Below are 19,002 nucleotides of genomic sequence, written 5' to 3' on the forward strand. Positions count from 1 at the left end.
TGATGAGGGTTTCCCGACAGAGGCGACTGCGAACCCGATAGCCGTAAGGCGTGGCATTAGCCATAGGGCGAACCCCGAAGGGGTAAGTACAACTCAATGGAGTAGACGAACATTTTAGCATACATTGGTACTTTTTGCATGAGATTTTAGTGAAGTCTTATTCATAAATTTTGCCATGATTGCCAATCAATTCCCTATTTAGTTCCACTAAGGAGTTGGGGCTTATATTGATAACCACAACCTGTATACAAACAGGTAGGAAGAAAATATTTATTTTTTTTATTATGTAAAGCTTTATAGTTATAAATACTCCCCCTTTGCGGTATGATCGGGGTCATGAGTAGCTTTTGTTAAGTATAAGTAGACAGAGGGCAAGACGCTGTGATTAGAGTTGCAATTAACGGTTTCGGGCGCATCGGGCGTAACTTTGCACGTTGCTGGGTAGGGAGAGAAAATAGCAATCTCGAACTTGTCGCTATCAATGACACATCCGACCCTAGAACCAATGCTCATCTGCTGAAGTATGACTCGATGCTAGGGAAGTTAAAAGGTGTTGACATTTCTGCCGATGATAACTCAATCATCGTCAACGGTAAGACTATTAAGTGTGTCTCCGATCGCAACCCAGAAAACTTGCCCTGGAAAGACTGGGAAATTGACCTAATTATTGAAGCAACAGGGGTTTTCACTTCCAGAGAAGGGGCGACAAAACATCTTAACGCTGGTGCAAAGAAAGTTCTCATCACCGCGCCTGGAAAGAACGAAGATGGGACTTTTGTGATTGGCGTCAATGATCACGATTACGACCACCAAAAGCACAACATTATCAGTAACGCTAGCTGTACCACTAACTGCTTGGCTCCCATCGCGAAGGTGTTGCACGAGAAATTCGGCATCATCAAAGGCATGATGACGACCACTCACAGCTATACTGGTGACCAACGCTTGCTAGACGCCTCTCACCGCGATCTTAGGCGGGCACGTGCAGCAGCTATTAACATTGTGCCTACCTCCACAGGTGCGGCGAAAGCTGTAGCGCTGGTTCTACCAGAACTCAAAGGCAAGCTGAATGGCGTGGCGTTGCGCGTACCCACCCCTAACGTTTCCATGGTGGACTTTGTGATTCAGGTTGAAAAGTCTACCATTGCCGAAGAAGTCAACCAAGTCCTCAAAGAGGCTTCCGAAGGTCAACTCAAAGGCATTTTGGATTACAGCGATCTTCCCTTGGTATCATCCGATCATCAAGGTACTGATGCCTCTTCAATTGTTGATGCTAGCTTGACTTTTGTTATGGGCGGCGACTTAGTGAAAGTCATGGCTTGGTATGACAACGAGTGGGGTTACAGCCAGCGAGTCACTGACTTGGCAGAGTTAGTAGCCGAAAAATGGACTAACTAGTCATTTGTCATTTGCATAAGACAAATAACTAGCAGCTAACGATGAAAATGTTGAAACCCTCGATCAAGACTGAGAACTTGGTCGGGGTATTCTTTTGTTTGGTCATGCAAAAGGACTGTTGATCCATCTGTGATTTTTCCCACAATAGCCGCGCCCTCACCAAGCTGTTGTACAAACGTATATGCTTGTTCTTTTGGCAAGCACAATACTAGCTCAAAGTCTTCACCACCGTATAAAGCATATTCCAGGGCTTGTTCTTGTGTCAGCCAAGAATTGAATTGTTTTGGTAAAGGAATTTGAGTGCGTTCAATAACAGCACCAACACCACTGGCGCGGCAAATTTGCATTACAGCATCTGCTAAGCCGTCGCTACTGTCCATACCAGCTACAGAGTGTGGGGTATGAGAGTCTAGAATTTCCCATAGAATTGGTAACACATCTAGTCGGGGTTTCGGTCTTTGGTGTGCGTGAATTAAGACTGTGCGATCTGCTGAAAGCAGCAGCGCTGAGTGCAAAGCACACGCTTCGCGAACGCTATCGCCATCACTCAGATTTTCCCCAAAATCAGGATGCAGAAGCAATTGTAAGCCAGCAGCACTACCCCCGTGAACACCTGTGACAACTATGGCATCTCCCACCTTAGCTTGGTTACGACGAATAACACGTGAGGGGTTAACTTGACCAAAAGCGGAAATGGCTATCGTAGTCGTGGGCGATCGCACTATATCACCACCAACAATTGGCGTATTGTACCTTTGCAAGCATTGTGTCATTCCCTGGTATAATTGCTCCACCCAACTGACAGCAACCTCGCCAGGGAGTCCCAATCCGACAGTAATTCCTAACGGAGTTGCACCCATTGCTGCTATATCTGATAAGTTAGCAGCAACGGCACGCCAACCAGCATCTTCTCCAGAAGTCGTCAGTTCGCTGAAATGGACACCATCAACCAACACATCAGTTGTGACTACCAAAGATTGTCCTGGTTCAGTAGAAAGCACAGCCGCATCATCTCCGACAATTTCTGGAGGACAAAAGCGCTGTAATCTTTCTAAAAGACCTTGCTCTCCAATATCTTGAACTTGCAAAGAGGATAATTCACTGTTCACAGTAAGTTTTCTGCTTTGGACGGTTATTTTGATGATTTAGTTTTTTGACATTTTGTATTATATGTGTTTTAAGAAGACTCTTTAGGCTATTTTGCAGATAGTTTAGATAATTTATCTGTGTGCATCTGTGATGTCGTGCTCAAAAAAAATTTACTTTTACAAAAGATGCATATAAACGACTCGTGATAAATTTTCTTATAAAAACGTTGCAATTCTCTCAACAGCAGTTTCCAAAACTGGTGTATCATGCACTAAAGCAAAACGGACATATCCTTCTCCAGATTTACCAAAGCCTGCACCTGGTGACGCTGCCACGCCTGTTTTTTCTACGAGCTGAGTACAAAATCCGATAGAATCTTGACTCCACCGTTCTGGTAACTTTGCCCAGATATACATTGTTGCCTTGGGCGTGGGAACATACCAACCAATACGGTGTAAAGCGCTGACAAAGGTATCTCGGCGTTGGCGCAAAATGTTCACAGAGGTTTTGACTCCAGTCTGTGGACCTGTTAAGGCAGCAACAGCACCATTCAAAATTCCCCGATACTGATTAAAATCAACGGCTGCTTTTATTTGGCGTAAGGCACTAATTAACTCGGAATTACCGATGGCGTAGCCAATACGGAAGCCGCCCATGTTGTATGACTTGGAAAGGGTGAAAAACTCAATTGAGACGCTTTTGTCTGGATCAGCTTGTAGAATTGAGGGAGCAAGGGGTCTGTCCCAATTCTCGGTTCCTAGTTCTGAGTCGTTACTTTCCTCAAAGACCAAATCTACGTAGGGGAAATCGTGGACTAGGACGATATTGTGTTGCTGACAAAAACTAACTGCTTCTTTAAAGAATGATAGCGGTGCGATCGCCGCAGTTGGATTATGAGGATAGCTTAAGACCATCATCCGCGACTGTGCTAATACAGGCGTCGGAATATCTGTAAACACAGGTACAAACCCGTTTTCTGCCCGTATTGGCATTGGGTAAATTTGACCGTTCGCCAAGTGGACTCCCCCTGCATGGGAGGGGTAACCCGGATCAAGCAATAGGGCGAAATCTCCTGGGTTGAGGACTGCTAGAGGCAAATGTGCTGTGCCTTCTTGGGAACCAATCAGGGGCAGTACCTCTGTTTCTGGATTGACAGGAATACCGAATTTATCAGTATACCAGCTTGCGGCTGCTTTGCGAAAAACTTGGGTGCCGTGAAATAGTAGGTAGCCGTGGGTACTTGGGTTGTGTAAAGATTGGGCGATCGCCTCAATCACGTGCGCCTCTGCGGATAAATCAGAAGACCCCAGTGACAAATCAATTAACTGTTGTCCATAAGCCAAAGCTTTTGTTTTGGCTTTGTCCATATCAGCAAATACATTTGATTGCAGGGGTTGTATACGTTTAGCAAACTGCATTTTTCGTCCTTTGTCCTAAGTCAATTGTCTTTAGTCCTTAGTCTTTAGCAAGGGACTAAGGACTTAGGACTAACGACAAATGACTAATTGAGATGAGAATCTAAGAGGCTGAGTAATTTGTCTTTGCTGATGACTCCCTCAGTGGATGCCAAAAGTTTGTCTCCTTGAAGAAGTCTGAAGGCTGGTACACCTTCGACCTTGTACTCCTTGACTGCTACTGGGTTAGGATCAACTTCGATTTTTACCACTTTCAGGCGATCGCTGTAGGTGGTAGCTGCGGAGTTTACCAGTGGCGACATCAATTGACAAGGTCCACACCAGGAAGCCCAAAAATAAATTAATACAGGCTTATTGGCTTTCAACACTTCGGTTTCAAACTCAGCATCAGTTATGGTTACAACACTGCTGCTCATTGCACTCTCCAGCAATACCCATTCATCATAACTTGCCCACAGACTACTCTATCCCAATCTGAGGACAATACCCACAGGATTTATCCGCTTTCTTAAAAAATGACGCTACGTGCCAGTGTTGTCATCTGGTTGTGGTTGTCTTGACAATGTCCAATTTTTTGTAACAGCTAATCGACTATAGCTATAGATGTCAATTGTTTCATTTAACTGAATCGCCGTAAATCCTTCACTATAACGCTATTGCATAAGCGTTTCTTGCTTTACTGACCCCCTTGCTTCGGATAACTAGCAACTTGGGTTCTTGATGTAGCGCCCGAAAATATATTAACACCCAGCTTGCTAGTAATGTACTCTATTGCTTTCTGCCCACGGAAGCTGTTGCCAGCTTGATCCAATGGAGGTGAGTAAGTGGCGATCGCAAACTTACCTGGAACAACTGCTATAATTCCGCCAGAAACACCACTTTTCGCTGGTAATCCAACCTGGTAAGCCCAGGTGCCTGAATCCTCATAAAGTCCGTTGGTTAACATAACAGCCAGCACTTTGGGGACGTAATTTTGAGCGAGGACTCGCTTTGAAGTGATTGGATTAACCCCGCCATTTGCCAGCGTCGCACTCATCAGCGCCAGGTCGCGTGCTGTTACTTCTATAGAACATTGCCGAGTATACAAATCCAGCGACTCCAAGGGATCGCTGCCAAGCTTCTTATAGCTATCCAGCAGTTGGACAATTCCTCGATTACGCAAGTTGGTTTCGGATTCAGAACGATAGACTTCCTCTTGAACTGAAAGCGGACGACCGGCAAAATCGCTCATCGTTCCGATTATCTGATTCCATCGGTCTTCAGAAGTGTTACCTGGGACGAAACTGACAGTAGTAATAGCACCAGCGTTGACTAACGGATTGACACTACGCGTCTCATTTAGTTCAATTGCTATCAACGAGTTGAAAGGCAAGCCTGTTGCATTAACTCCTATTTTTTCTTCAACCGCAGTGCTACCGAGAGTCTGTAGTACATGGGCAAAGGTAAAAACCTTGCTCACCGATTGCATACTAAACGGGTACTTTGAATCGCCAATCTCGTAAACCTTTCCATCAACGGTTGCGATCACAATTCCGAATAAGTTGGGATCTGCCTTTGCTAGAAATGGAATATAGTCGGCATTCTTTCCTTCATTGACTCCTTTGAAAGTTTCGTAGGCTTCCTTAAGGACTTGTTGGAATGTCTCTGGAGTCGGTATATCTTTTTTATATAAATCAGTTTTTGGAGTATCAGTGCTAAGCTGTGTCAAAAAATTGCGAGTCTTCAAGTCACTGACTTCCTGCTTCGCTTTAGTGTAGCTCCAAGCTGGACTTATCAGAACTAACGGGATCAATCCGAGCAGAATTAATCGCAGTTGCATGAATGGGGTTGCTTTCATGTTTATTTTTATCTTTTTTTAGTTTGAAAACTATCGCAATTGTCTTGATAAATATTCATTACATTATTGACTAGCTACAAGTCAATACATTAACGACCAAGTTAAGCTGTAGCGCATCTCATTTGCATAAAATCAGAGTAGGAGAAAAAAGGGTATAAATGTGTTATGCCGGTAAAAGGCTTCTTAATACCAATTTTATATGAAGATGCGCCCAAATATATGAGGAACGAACCGCGTTCGTGTCCCTTGCGCGTGTCGCTTTACGACTCAGCGTGTCCCAAGGACATAGGCGCAAAGAACACAAAGAAAGAAAGAAAAAGTCAAGAAAATTTGGCGCAGCCTCACAAAGAAATGGTATAACAAACGAACAAACAACTCAGCTACAAACAGCATTAAGTTCAAGTGAATGTTCGATATTTAGAGAGCGAGTGTTAATATTGCTGCTGATCAATGATGGTAAGCTGTTGTGCATTAAACAATGAACAACAGCTAGGCAGAGGAGCCAGTGCGGTGGTGAGGCAGTCCGGTCTTGGGGAGCCACTGCGTTGGGGAGCCAGCGCCGTGCGGAGGTTCCCTCCGTTGAGGCGACTGGCGTCCGGCTCTGCCGACTTGTAGCATGTGGCGTGGTTTCCCCCATGAGGAACTGCCGAAAGGGTTCCACAGGCTACAGCACCTGGCGTGGCAGAAGGCAGCTATGCTGAAGGGAAGAGGGTTTCAATGATTGACTAGATCAAAATAAGGCTGCAAATTCAAAGCGCGACAGCTTAACACGCTAAAAGAGAAACCTTGATAAACTCTTTGTCAAAAACACAAAAGAATATCAAGGTTTCTCTTGAAAGTAGTATAAATCCGCTTGTGGTGAACCCAACACAGGGCGCTTGTCAGTGTAAAAATTACATTTGATCCAATTGCTTGCGTAGCGAATCCAACTCAGCATCAACCACTTCATTTTTGTTTGATTTTGGAGGAGTGGTTTGTTGCGGTAGTTGGGGTTGATTTGGTGAACCTCCGGGTAAAGACATTTGCGCTTTCAAAGCTGCCAATTCATCATCAACATCGCTACCACTTTCCAAAGATGCAAATTGGTTTTCTAGATCAGCACCTGCCAACTCAGCTGCTGACTGAGCACGGGCTTCTTGTGTCAAAACTTTTTCTTCCATGCGATCAAAAGCAGCCATAGCACTGCTGCTATTCATACCACGCACCATGCCTTGAAGTTGCTCTTGAGCTTTTGCTGCCGTAATCCTTGCTCTGAGCATTTCTTTCTTGGTCTTTGCCTCAGAAATTTTGCTTTCCAGTTGGATTAAGTTGCGCTTGAGAGTCTCAACCTGGCCAGTTTGCTGATCTAGACTGGCTTTGAGTGCATTTGATGTGTCAGTAAAAGTTTTTTTACGCTCCAGTGCTTGTCTTGCTAAGTTTTCTTCACCTTTTTGCAGTGCCAGTTGAGCGTTGCGCTGCCACTTATTGATTTCGTTCTGAGCATCATTGTACTGTTTCTCAGTCCGTTTTTGGGCTGCTATTGCCTGAGCAACACCCTGTTTTAGCTGTACCAAGTCTTCCTGCATTTCTAAGACGGCTTGTTCCAGTATTTTTTCTGGATCTTCGGCTTTACTGACTAGGTCGTTCAGGTTGGCACTGACGACTCGTTTCATGCGGTCAAATAATCCCATAACTTTGTTTTTCCTCTTGTGATTTACGCGCCTAGTTGGGTAGTTAGGTTTTTTAGTATTTCATAGCTACTTATTTCAATGTAATCGTTCCGGTTTGGATTGGCGCTGACGAAAGTGTCCTTATTTTTTAAGATAAGCTGCAAGTTAGATCATTGCCCAATCTTCATCAATCTGGAGTTTTAGGTAGCTGTTGTCTTTTTTGTGATTCAGTAGAAAGCTGCTTTTGCAGTGCTGCTAGTTCTGCATCAACATCACCAGCCTGTTCCAAAGAAGCAAATTGCTGAGCCAAAGCATCTTTACTCGTTGTGGAAATAGCTTCTGTTTGAGCTTCTAGCTGCAAAACTTTTTCTTCCATACGCTCAAATGCTTTGATGCTATCTAAGCTGGAACTTGTGCCCAACATTTCTTGAAGTTTGTATGATGCTTCAGCAGAACGAGCGCGAGCAATGTACATATCTTTTTTTGTTTTTGCTTCGGCAATTTTTAGCTCTAAGGTGCGCATATCTTTTTTGATTCTAGCCACAACAGTACTTTGTTCGTCTATCTGAGTGGCAAGAGCTTCACCCGTTTGTTGATATGCTAGCCGTTTGGTAAGAGCTTCGCGAGCTAAAGATTCGTTACCTTGTTGCAGTGCTAGTTGAGCGCGGCGATACCATTCTTCTGCTACAGACTGAGCATTAGCCATTTGTCGTTCTGTGCGCTTTTGGGTGGCGATCGCTTGCGCTATCCCTTGTCGCAATTGCATCAAATTCTCCTGCATCTGTTGGACAGTTTCTTCCAGAATTTTTTCTGGATCTTCTGCACGCACAGTTAAGCTATTGAGATTAGCGCGAATCACCCGCCTGATACGGTCAATTAGTCCCATGTCCTACCCTCGATGAACTTTTAAATTGGGATGTAAGGGTTATCAGTCGTCAGTTATCAGTTATCAGTTATCAGTTTGAAGAAGAATTCAGTATTCAGAAGGAAGAAATAAAGAATTCCGAATTCCGACTTCCGACTTGCGACTTCTGACTCCTTCACTGTTCACTGTTAACTGATAACTCCTATTCCATATCCCCTTTTAGGGCTGCGTCAACTACCTTAAGGCTGCTGAATTTTGGCATTAATGCCTTGTGCTTGTAATTCTTTGAGGAGTGATTGTGCTTGCTCTTTTGTCTTGAGGGCACCCAGATAAATAATTTTACCGTCGGGTGATAAGTAAGCATCGCGAACGACTTGCCGTACAGAGGCAAAAGCGCGATCGCCTTGATTGTCTATAATCACATGATAAAACCCATCTGCTGACGGTTTGATTTCTGTATCCGGCTTTTGGGAAGTTGTTGCTTTTGAGTTGGGCGTAGAGTTCTGTCCAAGGTTAGGTATGGGTTGAGCTACAGTTTTCACATTTTTGTTACTTTCTGGCGTCTTTTGAGCCGTTTTAGGCGTATTTTGCGGAAATAATCCATGGTGGAAATTGAAGACGATGTAGCCCAATGTCAAACTTCCTAAGAATAGTAGTAACATCGAGCCAATGCCCAAGGGAGATAGCAGACTGTTCTTAGAATTCTTTGGTGCTTGAGTTTTTGGTTCATCTTCTACTAAACTTCTCAGTAGCGCTTCAGACGATTCCAAGTAGTCATTTGGTTCTTTGCTTGTATTTTGTTGTGAGTTTGAAACATTTTCCCTCTGACTCTGACTTGGTTCCTGAATTTGTGTATGTACGACAATGGCATTTGACGCTCTTGAGATTTGTGCTTCGGCAGAGTTGCTTGGGATTGAATCTACATTCGATTGTAGATGTGTCTTTGACGAAGCTGACGTACGCGGTTGGGAGGTTTGGGGTGCTAACAAAGCATCGAATATTGTATCTGATGCACTCACCTGATCTTGAGTTTGTACTGTAGGTTTGGCTGGGTTAATTTCAGTTTCAGGAAGAATAGATTCCTCCTGAAGAAAAGTATTTGAGGTATGTGTTTTTCCTATTGTCAGTCCATATTTCCGGAAACTTTCTTTGAGATTATCCTCTGCTGATAATTTTGTATTGCCCCCTGTTGTACTCATAGCAGTCAACGCTTGAAGTTTACTGCTCGGGGAAATGCTTGTACCGGATTGGCTTGGGGTTCTGTATCCAATTCGTGTACGTCGGTATCGAGCTAACTCTTGATCTAGTTGGACTTCCAAACTCGCCAGTGCGGCTGCTAGTGGTGGTTTCAACCCTATTGTTTTAGAAGATTGAGCACCCGACGACGACGTATCTATTAGGGGATTTTGACTCATTGCCTATCTGCCTCAAACCTGGAGTGTGGGATTGATTTAAAAATATATTTTTGCCAATCAAGCGCGATAAATATCATATAGCAGTCCGATTTTAGTTGTGAAACCACTGTTGGGGTTGTCGAGTGTTCTTCATGAAAAATTTCACTAATCATTTAGGATTGCTATAAATATATTTCACAGCTGTGCTGTAGTTTTTGCGAGGGTTAGGTAAATTTCGTTGAAATCAATTAATGATATTTTAGAGGTTTTGGCACCTCAAGCTGAATGGCAAGAGCAGCCATTTCAACGTTTGCTGACGTGTTGGGCTGAAGTTGTAGGAGCAGTAGTAGCTACTCACACTAAACCGTTGTCGATCGAGCGCGATGTTTTGCGGGTGGCAACTTCGAGTGCAGCTTGGGCACAAAACCTAACTTTTGAGCGCCAGCGCTTAATTTTAAAGTTGAATCAAAAACTCTCAATAGGTTTGAAGGATATTCATTTTTCTACAGCCCGATGGCAGCGTCCTCAAAACACTCCTAAGGAACAACAAACAATATCGCGTCAAGAACATCCCAGTTACGTAGGTGATGCGATGAGTAGAAACGATGATATGCCTAAAGCTAAGGATGCCAATGCTGCTTTCCAAAATTGGGCTAGAACAGTGCAAGAGCGATCGCACGGTTTACCTGTTTGTCCCCTGTGCCATTGTCCCACCCCACCCGGTGAACTTCACCGCTGGGGTGTCTGTTCTGTGTGTGCTGCTAAACAATTTTCAAAGTCCTCCTGAGCATTTAAACAAAAAACTCACCAATCGGTGAATTCACAACTGTTGGAATTCTCTGAATAAACAAAGCCGAACACCGAAAGAGTGTTTCTTTCATTCATAACGGGCGGTGCGCCGCCTGTGGGACTGCTCCTAAGTTGTTCATTGATTCTTGTTTCTACTTTCGTTAATCCTACTCAAGACTAATGGCTTAGCATTGTGCAGCGAGCTTTTTCTCATATATATCTCAAAATAGTTTTGTGCTCATGTGATAAATGGCTCAAAACCGTTATCTTTTTTTACAATTACTTCATCTTCCTAAAGAAATAATCTATATAAATTTTGAAATTTTATCTTAGTGACGACTCAATCATATCAGTTCTTCCTAAAGATACAGTTAATTGCATCTGAAAAAGTGTTCCCAAAGCCTGAAGTTCAAAGGTGACTCACATCGTTATATTCATAAGTAGCTTTGATCCCCAATCATTTTCAGCTAAAACCGAGTATGCTTAATCCACCGCAATTAATGTATCACTTTGTTAACAAAAAAGTTGAAAAAGGTAACACAAATCTAAAAAGATTATAAAGTTAATCTTTTCGTTGGGATCGCTATAACCTAGTTAACACATGGGTTGTAGCCAAAAGCCACATTCTCTCTGTTGATGCAAAATAAAGGAACAAAAGTAGCCCGAAAACGGCACTAAAGGCATTAAATATGAAACAGATAAAATCATTGACTTCTGCCTGTAAACATTGTCGTTATTACGATATAGAGGGACGTCGCGGCGGATTCTGCCAACAGTTGGGAGCACCAGTTCGAGGAAGTTGGAAGGCTTGTTCTTTGGCGATCCCAGCGTTCGCTCCTTCTTGGGAAAATTTAGAAGATGTTTGGAGTTTGTCAGATGCAACATTAGTCTTGGCTTCAGGTTTAAACAACCCAGCCCTTGATCCCGTTGAGGAAACAGCCGCTCCCTGCTCTTTTGAAAAGGCGAAAGCTGAGGCTGTACTAATATAGCTTTCTTTTGCCAAAACAGGAAAAGTCAAATTGTAGAAGCACCCTTTTAGTGCTGTTTTGGGCGAATTGGTTCACACCTGTTTTTGTGGAAGACAAATAAGACCTAGACCGTATAAAGCGCGAACATTTCAGAGTTTACTTTGTGGAAGTGACATACATAGGGTAAAAAACTGAAAGGGAGAATTTGGACAAAGTTGGATAATTTGATAAATTTCAAAAATAAAATTCGCTTTTAATATCTATAGGTCTTCAAAAAACCTGAACACTCAAAAAATCGCACCTTTTATCAAAGGTGCGATTTTTGCGACTTTTTGTATTTTTAGGGGAGCCAGGGATATTGATGAAAGTTCGGTGGACGCTTTTCTAGAAAAGCTTGTTTTCCTTCTCGTCCTTCTTCTGTCATGTAATAGAGTAAGGTGGCATTGCCTGCTAATTCTTGCAAACCAGCTTGTCCATCACAGTCAGCGTTAAATGCCGCTTTGAGACAACGAATGGCGATCGGGCTTTTTTCTAAAATCTCTCGCGCCCACTGGATACCTTCAGCTTCAAGTTGTTCTATTGGAACAACGCAATTGACTAAACCCATTTCTAGTGATTGCTGTGCATTGTACTGTCGGCAGAGAAACCAGATTTCTCGCGCCTTTTTTTGTCCAACAATGCGGGCAAGATAACTAGCACCAAAACCTCCATCAAAACTACCTACTTTCGGACCAGTCTGTCCAAAAATGGCGTTATCTGCCGCAATAGTTAGATCACAAATTAAGTGCAGGACGTGTCCTCCACCAATTGCATACCCAGCAACAAGGGCAATAACTACTTTTGGCATGGAACGAATCAGGCGTTGTAAGTCCAGCACGTTCAAACGTGGTACACCATCATCGTCTACATAGCCAGCGTGTCCTCGCACACTTTGGTCACCTCCTGCACAGAAAGCATACTTACCATCAGTGTGTGGACCAGCACCAGTAAATAGGACAACGCCGATACTAGTATCTTCGCGGGCGTCGCAGAAGGCGTCGTATAGTTCAAAAACAGTTTTAGGACGAAAGGCATTTCTTTTGTGAGGACGGTTGATGGTAATTTTGGCAATGCCATCTGCTTTGTGATAGAGAATGTCTTCGTAGGTTTTAGCTATTTGCCAGTTAGTTTGCATGGCGAGAAAGAATCACTTGTATCAGCTTAAAGATTCTATCAGGAGCTGTCGGGAGGACTCCGCTACGATGTGTAATTTCTAAAGCATTATTTCAACTGCCTTAATCTTTGCAGTTTTAGCATCGTGATACATGTCATCAACCACAAGAAACCGACTCCATAACCTGCAATAATATCTGTAGGCCAATGTACTCCCAAATATAAGCGACTGATGCCAATGGCTGCGATTAAAGTAACTACTAAACTGTAAATTACTCTGGATAACTTAGGATAGTGAATTGCTAGCAAATAAGCGATAAAACCATATAGAACCATAGAACCTAGTGCATGACCACTAGGAAAACTAAAAGATTTTTCCGAAATCAACTGATGCCAAAGTTCAGGACGAGGTTTAGAAAAAAATAACTTCAGTTCTGTATTTAAAATAAATGCTCCCAAGCAAGCAAGTACAAAAACTTTTGCTTCTTCTCGGTAACGTCGCCACCAAAGTAACAAGACAGTAACTGCTGCAACCGTAACCACTGTCCTAGGATTACCAATATTTGTAATAAACAGCATCAAGTTATCTAAACTTGGATTAGCAAACTGATGTAGCCATAACAGAAAAGTCGTATCAAATGCAAATGCTTCTCGCTCTAAAACCTCTTCAGCTAAGTTCGCTAAAACAAAAAGGATAAGTAGACAACTTATAAGTCCAACAATACCAGTTGTGGCAATTAAGGGAGCCAAACGAGGATGTATATGACGCAACCAGAAATGAGAAATTTGTCGGAGCATACTTTAATATTATTCATCGTTAGAAGCCCCGGCCACACTTAGTCTTATCTGGTTTAGAGTTGTGAACAGAATACAGCAGACTCCAAGTATTGACATAAGGACTATAGATGAGCCGATAGTAACAAAACCGAGGCCACCTTTTTCGTCTGGTTTTGTAAGAACATCCTTGGTTAGGCATACGCATACCTATGATATGTACGGAAACCGCCCTTTAAGCGATAAGCCGTAAGTCCTGCGGACAGGCACTCTCGGCGCGCAGCGTGCGCTTTGCGCATACGCTTGACGCTTTGCGTCAAGCACAGAATTCTATCTTAGGATGGCGTAGTCCTACCTAATATATGTGCCACGATGAGAATAAATCTCAAAAAAGTTTCTTATGGCACAAACTGAAACTCATAACCATCAGCAAGATGACTTCTTCATCGAACCAGAAAAAGACCGACTAGGATACGCGCCTTTCGCCAAGCATTTGGCAGATAGTATTTGCAAAATGAGCCTGAGTGAAGGGTTTGTGATTGCAGTGTACGGTTCGTGGGGTTCCGGCAAATCGACACTGTTGAACTTTGTAGTTCATTGTCTTAAACACAAGCCTGATAAGGAGCAACCAATCGTCGTTCATTTTAATGCTTGGTTGTTTACTGGAAACCAAGACATTACAACACGCTTTTTTGACCAATTACACAGCGTTTTAACCTCTGTAAAATATATGCCCAAAGGCTTGAGAGAGCGAATAGCCGATATTGCTAAAGTTGTTTCTCAAGTTCCCCTCCCTTACGCTCAAGCTGGCATGGCAGTAGCAACATTATTGGATGATGAATCAAAGGAAGCTTCCGAGTTAAAAGAAGAACTCGAAAATATAGTGGTGCAGCTGGAGCGGCGAATAGTCGTTGCAATTGATGATATTGATAGGCTTCCCATAGAAGATATTAAGCAGCTATTTCGCATTTTTAAAGCAATTCCAAATTTTCGTAACGTTGTCTATCTTCTGGTTTTTGATAAAGAAGTTGTTAGTAAAGCACTTTGCGAAACTCAGGAGATATCACCAGAAGCATATTTGGAGAAAACTATTCAAGTTCCTTTTGAGTTACCTTCTCCAGATAAAACTTCACTTCGCAGGCTATTTTTTGAAAAACTTAATAGTGTTCTAATTGCAACACCAAAGGATGGCGATCTGCGCTCCGCGCAGCAGCGTTTGCGCAGCGCCCCCTTAGGGGCTAGCTATCGCTCAAAGGACGGCTCGCTGCAGAAGCATCGCCCTAACTCGAATCAGCCGTCTGCTAACAGAGATCTCAGCGCCGACTTGGAACAATCAGAACCTCAAGAAGTTCCTGACTTGGAGGAAGCTGACGTGGAAAATCCAGCCACAGAAGTCACTCAACTATTTGATCAAACCTATTGGAGCAATGTTTACTTTCAAGGAATAGACCACTTCATTACTAACCTCCGCGACATTGTTCATCTAACTGACACCTTAACAATGACATATCCGGTAGTGCAAGGCGAAGTGAACCCAGTAGATTTTATTGCTTTAGAATCACTACGGGTTTTTCATCCAATGGTACATAACATAATTCGCAAAAACAAAGATGCTTTTATAGAGCCAATCAATTATTCCTTAGATGAATTGAAAAATTTTCATAATTCTTGGTTGGCTCAGTTGCGAGAACAAGATAAGCAAGCTGTTCAAACTCTGCTCAGAATTCTTTTTCCTCAATTACAAGCTGTTTGGGGAAACAGATGTAATAAGGAACAAAAATTAATGTGGCGAGAGCAACACCGTGTATGCTGTCCAGAAATATTTCCTATCTACTTCCGTTTAACTTTACCAGAAGCTGATTTATCTAAGACTCAGATCCAAGCCATTCTTGCTTGCGCCTATGATGCCAAGGCATTTGGAGAAAAACTTATAGAACTGTCTGAGCAAATACGTCCTGATGGTACAACTCAAGTTCGGGCATTTTTAGAAAAACTTGAAGATGGCGCAATAAAAGAAATTCCTACCTCTAGCATTACCTCAATTGTGGAAGCTTTATTTGATGTGGGAGAAGAACTGTTACTTTCTGAAGATGATTCTCATACCACAATTTTTGATTTTGGGAATGAAATTAGAATTCGTCGTATCATCTTACGGTTATTATGTCGTCTTGATGAAGCGACACGGTTTGAAGTGTTAAAAACCTCAATGAGTCAAGGAAAAGCATTGTCAATAATTACAAAAGAATTAGAAAATTTAAATGAGCAACAAAGTGAGTACACCTCAGATATATTTAATCTTCAAGATGAAGGGCTGATTAGTACACAACATCTCAAAGAACTGAAAGAAATTGTTGCTAAAAGAAAGCAGGCACAAAACGCAGAATGTTCTGAAAAAGCTAGTCCTTCAGTTTCTGATAGCGATTAGGCAAGGAACACTGCCGTAAGTTCTGCGCACAGGCATTCTGGGGCGTAACGTATTTGAAGGAGAAGGCGATGCTCCAGCTTTCTCGCCGCCCAAAGGGCTTATCGCAATTCCTTATGTCGATTCACGAATTATTTATCGTCTTAACAAATTAATGTCGTTTAAATTTTCAGTTGATGTAGCAGACATTCCAGCGATGTCGGGTTTTTTAACTAAAAATACAAAGACAAAGTATATATACTGTACGGGTTAATCCTTGATACACCTCGTTTTGGCATATAATTGCCTAGTGACATTAATTTGTTAAGACGACAAATAATTTGTTATCTGACATTTGGATAGATTGCTTCAAGCTTGTATAGCAGTCGCCACAATTGTTAGGACATTTCCCTGTTAAGCGTTCCCTGTTCCCTCTTAATCAAAATACGATGTCCTAAACGATATGTCTGTTGCTATATTTCATGAACTCAGCACTGCTAGGTCATTTCTTGCTGCTTAGTCTAAACTCTAAATGTAAATGGCAATCATCTAAACTCCAGTAAGAAGGGTAACGCAAGATAATCAAGGTAAAAAGACCGCAGGAGTGGCTTACCCTGTACGGGTTTGAGGCTTGTTTCTCCTTCAGAAATGTTTAAGTTCCGTTATCTGCCAAGGATTTCAGGTACTTTTCCAGTCCGAATTTTCTAAAGTCCCAATAACTAGACTTCTTGCAAAAGTCAAAAAATCCTGAATGTCATTCTGTAAGCGCAAGCGCACACTACGTGTTCGCCGTAAACAAATCACCTCAAAATCTCACTTGCAACGATTGAAGTTGGACATAAATGGTCGCTCAAAAATTAAATAAAACCAATAAGCAATGAGTAGGGATAGTACTACACCCATTAAGTAAGATGTTGTCGCAAACATGAAGGGCGTCATATTTAGAGTATAAAGAAAGTAACGTAGCATGGTGATGACTGGTCCATGGGTGAGATACAGACTGTAAGAAAATGCGCCCAATGTAATTACCCAAGGATGCTCAACTACCCCTAAAACATGAGGTAACTTTTTGCCCGAAATCACAAACTGAGTGCAGTAAATAAATAAACAAGCTGCAGAAGAACCAAAAAAACTCTGACCAATCCATATCGGTAATCCCAGTCTTTTCCACTCAGTTATAAAGGCAACAATAGCGAAAATTATTGCCATCATACTCCACGGTAAAGACTTTCTAAAAGCTATTAACTTAGGTTCTTGAGAAAATCCAATTTCTGCTGCAGCCATCCCCAAGGTAAATAAGCCAATGAACCAAGAACTGGTTGCCATTGAAAAATCATTCAGAATATAAAATGGTAATATTCCTAAACCAAAGCCGGTCATAATGACGGCTAGCAACCCGAAACGTCGCCATATGGGTAGTAGTAAAAGTGGAAATAAAAAATAGAGTTGCCACTCTGTAGCCACACTCCACATTGGTGGGTTAATAGTCATGTATGTACTACCAGTAAAATTGTGAACTATAAACAGGTGGGATAACACATCGATCAATGAAAAGTAGGGAAAAAATGGACCTTTTCCGGCAACCTCATCCCATTGAAAATTAGTAAACTTTTCTAGCAAGAATATTGCAAATGCGAGTAATAGACATCCCAAAAGAGTCGCATAGTAAGGTGGTAAAATTCGACGTGATCGCCTTTTAAAATACTCAAGTAAACCACCAGAAACAAAACCACTTTGTGAACGTGTAACTGGCAACATGAGAACATAGCCAGAAAGGACAATAAAAATAACAACACTGAATGCACCATATCTCAGTGTATTTTTAAAAAGTAACCAAAATGTAGGTAACTTTTCTCCTAGAGATGGTTCAATATGTACGGCTACCACATACAAAGCTGCAATTCCTCGTAAGCCATCCAGGTAATGAAGATGCAACTTTTGACGAGGCGATTTTTCAGTGAACGGATTCATTCTGTTACTGTTCTAGTACAGGTAAACGGAATTTGCTAACCCTTTCCCACTTTTGTTAAAAGCTACAGAACAATCATGGTTTTTGAATTTCGCAAAGCAGTACTAGCTACTTTAGATGTGAAAAGTAAAAAACTCGGAAAGATGGTTAATATCTGAACAAATTTCTGTGCTCACTATGTTTTCAAAACAGCAAGCAGACGTACTTGAAAAGAACTACCAACGCCAACTTGACTTTTGACAGTAATTTCTCCACTGTGAGCATGGGCGATCGCAGCAGCAATAGCTAATCCCAAGCCCAAGCCTCCTTCTCTGTGACTTCTGGCTTTCTCTGCCCTCCAAAAGCGATTGAAAATTAGTGGAATATCTTCTGGGGCAATACCAATACCAGTATCATTGATAGAAACAAAAACAAAGCGATCTCGTCTAATTACCCTGACACTTACAGTTCCTCCAGTTGGTGTATACTGCAAAGCATTTTCTAGGAGATTAGAAAATAATCGCTTTAACTCAACAGGGTTCCCCTTAACAAACACCTCTTCGGGTATTTCTGACTTGAGGATGATTCCCTTAACATCTGCTTGTAGTTGCAGTAAATCCATCAAATCTTCTAAAAGTTCATCTAGGGGAATTGATACCCACTTAAAAGTTAGCGTTTGTGTGGCGTCAGTTCTTGCTAACAGGAGTAAATCTTCTACTAAACGAGTCATTTGGTTAGTAGCACTTGCAATCGCTTTCAACTTCTTTTCATCATTGGGGTGAATTCGTTCTGGGTGATTCATCATCACCTCAACAGAGGTTTTCACAACTGTAAGGGGACTTCGCAACTCATGGGAAGCATCTGCAGTGAACTGTTTTAATTGTTGAAAACTTTGTTCAACAGGCTTTAAGGATCGTCTTGTCAACCACCAACTGCTAACCCCAGTTAAAATAACAGCAATGAGTCCTCCACAACTGAATCCCCATAATAGCCTATCAAGTTCTTCTTGCAAATTTTCAATAGATTCGTTTACCCGCACATATCCCTGTAGTTGTTTTCTTTCTGGAATAAAACTAGCGGAGTAGACAGGAATAATAATGCTGCGAATTTTTTTGTGTTGAGAAACTTTCGTATTTGGATTAAATGGAATGTGAGGAATATAACGACCTGCATGACCCAATAACCGACCATTGCCATCAAACCATTCTACACCTTGATGATTATTGTATAAATCTTGCCAAGGTATATCTAAATCTTGATCATAATCCAAATTCCGAGGAGTTCTACGCGAAATCGCTTTTGCATCAGCCTTAATTGTTAGTA

The 19,002-nt window shown here is 42.1% G+C and carries 16 protein-coding genes; 4 read left to right on the plus strand and 12 right to left on the minus strand.

The features are described 5' to 3' along the window. The first annotated feature begins 381 nt into the window (after positions 1-381). Complete coding sequence (locus AC5590_RS00815; RefSeq protein WP_169267907.1) at positions 382-1,398, plus strand: type I glyceraldehyde-3-phosphate dehydrogenase; 1,017 nt, start codon at positions 382-384, stop codon at positions 1,396-1,398. 35 nt (positions 1,399-1,433) lie between these two features. On the opposite strand, the gene thiL is transcribed toward AC5590_RS00815, so the two are convergent. From thiL to AC5590_RS00855, 8 genes are all read right to left on the minus strand, one after another. Beyond that, on the minus strand, positions 1,434-2,507 hold the full coding sequence (thiL, locus tag AC5590_RS00820) for a thiamine-phosphate kinase (RefSeq protein WP_169267908.1): 1,074 nt from the start codon (positions 2,505-2,507) through the stop codon (positions 1,434-1,436). Positions 2,508-2,702: 195 nt separating this feature from the next. Continuing rightward, entirely contained in the window at positions 2,703-3,905 is a 1,203-nt protein-coding gene (locus AC5590_RS00825; RefSeq protein ID WP_169267909.1) for an LL-diaminopimelate aminotransferase, read from the minus strand. A gap of 83 nt (positions 3,906-3,988) precedes the next feature. After that, positions 3,989-4,318, minus strand: coding sequence for a thioredoxin family protein (locus AC5590_RS00830; RefSeq protein ID WP_169267910.1), 330 nt, complete (start codon positions 4,316-4,318; stop codon positions 3,989-3,991). A 260-nt stretch (positions 4,319-4,578) separates the two neighbouring features. After that, entirely contained in the window at positions 4,579-5,739 is a 1,161-nt protein-coding gene (gene glsA, locus AC5590_RS00835; RefSeq protein WP_211178689.1) for a glutaminase A, read from the minus strand. Between the two features lie 376 nt (positions 5,740-6,115). Then, positions 6,116-6,376 carry a hypothetical protein gene (locus tag AC5590_RS00840; protein ID WP_169267911.1) on the minus strand — a complete coding sequence of 87 codons (261 nt, stop codon included), beginning with the start codon at positions 6,374-6,376 and terminating at the stop codon, positions 6,116-6,118. Between the two features lie 256 nt (positions 6,377-6,632). Further along, a complete protein-coding gene (locus tag AC5590_RS00845; RefSeq protein WP_169267912.1) occupies positions 6,633-7,409 on the minus strand; it encodes a PspA/IM30 family protein in 777 nt (258 codons plus the stop codon). Between the two features lie 166 nt (positions 7,410-7,575). Beyond that, entirely contained in the window at positions 7,576-8,274 is a 699-nt protein-coding gene (locus tag AC5590_RS00850) for a PspA/IM30 family protein (RefSeq protein ID WP_169267913.1), read from the minus strand. Positions 8,275-8,492: 218 nt separating this feature from the next. Further along, entirely contained in the window at positions 8,493-9,668 is a 1,176-nt protein-coding gene (locus AC5590_RS00855) for a hypothetical protein (RefSeq protein ID WP_169267914.1), read from the minus strand. Between the two features lie 211 nt (positions 9,669-9,879). Here AC5590_RS00855 and AC5590_RS00860 point away from each other — a divergent pair, with 211 nt between their 5' ends. Continuing rightward, positions 9,880-10,434, plus strand: a complete 555-nt coding sequence (locus tag AC5590_RS00860; RefSeq protein ID WP_169267922.1) for a DciA family protein — start codon at positions 9,880-9,882, stop codon at positions 10,432-10,434. A gap of 691 nt (positions 10,435-11,125) precedes the next feature. After that, complete coding sequence (locus tag AC5590_RS00865; protein WP_169267915.1) at positions 11,126-11,425, plus strand: hypothetical protein; 300 nt, start codon at positions 11,126-11,128, stop codon at positions 11,423-11,425. 319 nt (positions 11,426-11,744) lie between these two features. Here the strand turns inward: AC5590_RS00865 and menB are convergent, their stop codons facing one another. Both menB and AC5590_RS00875 read right to left on the minus strand, forming a co-directional pair. Further along, positions 11,745-12,578 carry a 1,4-dihydroxy-2-naphthoyl-CoA synthase gene (menB, locus tag AC5590_RS00870; RefSeq protein ID WP_169267916.1) on the minus strand — a complete coding sequence of 278 codons (834 nt, stop codon included), beginning with the start codon at positions 12,576-12,578 and terminating at the stop codon, positions 11,745-11,747. 86 nt (positions 12,579-12,664) lie between these two features. After that, positions 12,665-13,354, minus strand: coding sequence for a phosphatase PAP2 family protein (locus AC5590_RS00875; protein WP_169267917.1), 690 nt, complete (start codon positions 13,352-13,354; stop codon positions 12,665-12,667). A 376-nt stretch (positions 13,355-13,730) separates the two neighbouring features. Between AC5590_RS00875 and AC5590_RS00880 the strand changes: the two genes are divergently transcribed. Beyond that, positions 13,731-15,755: a KAP family P-loop NTPase fold protein gene (locus tag AC5590_RS00880; protein ID WP_169267918.1), complete on the plus strand. Its 2,025-nt coding sequence runs from the start codon at positions 13,731-13,733 to the stop codon at positions 15,753-15,755. A 789-nt stretch (positions 15,756-16,544) separates the two neighbouring features. Here AC5590_RS00880 and AC5590_RS00885 read toward each other — a convergent pair. Further along, positions 16,545-17,702 carry an acyltransferase family protein gene (locus AC5590_RS00885; protein WP_169267919.1) on the minus strand — a complete coding sequence of 386 codons (1,158 nt, stop codon included), beginning with the start codon at positions 17,700-17,702 and terminating at the stop codon, positions 16,545-16,547. 173 nt (positions 17,703-17,875) lie between these two features. Beyond that, positions 17,876-19,002: sensor histidine kinase (locus AC5590_RS00890; RefSeq protein WP_169267920.1), on the minus strand; the 1,127-nt coding region annotated here is incomplete at its 5' end.

It is taken from the genome of Brasilonema octagenarum UFV-OR1 (assembly GCF_963888615.1).
Lineage (GTDB): Bacteria > Cyanobacteriota > Cyanobacteriia > Cyanobacteriales > Nostocaceae > Brasilonema > Brasilonema sennae.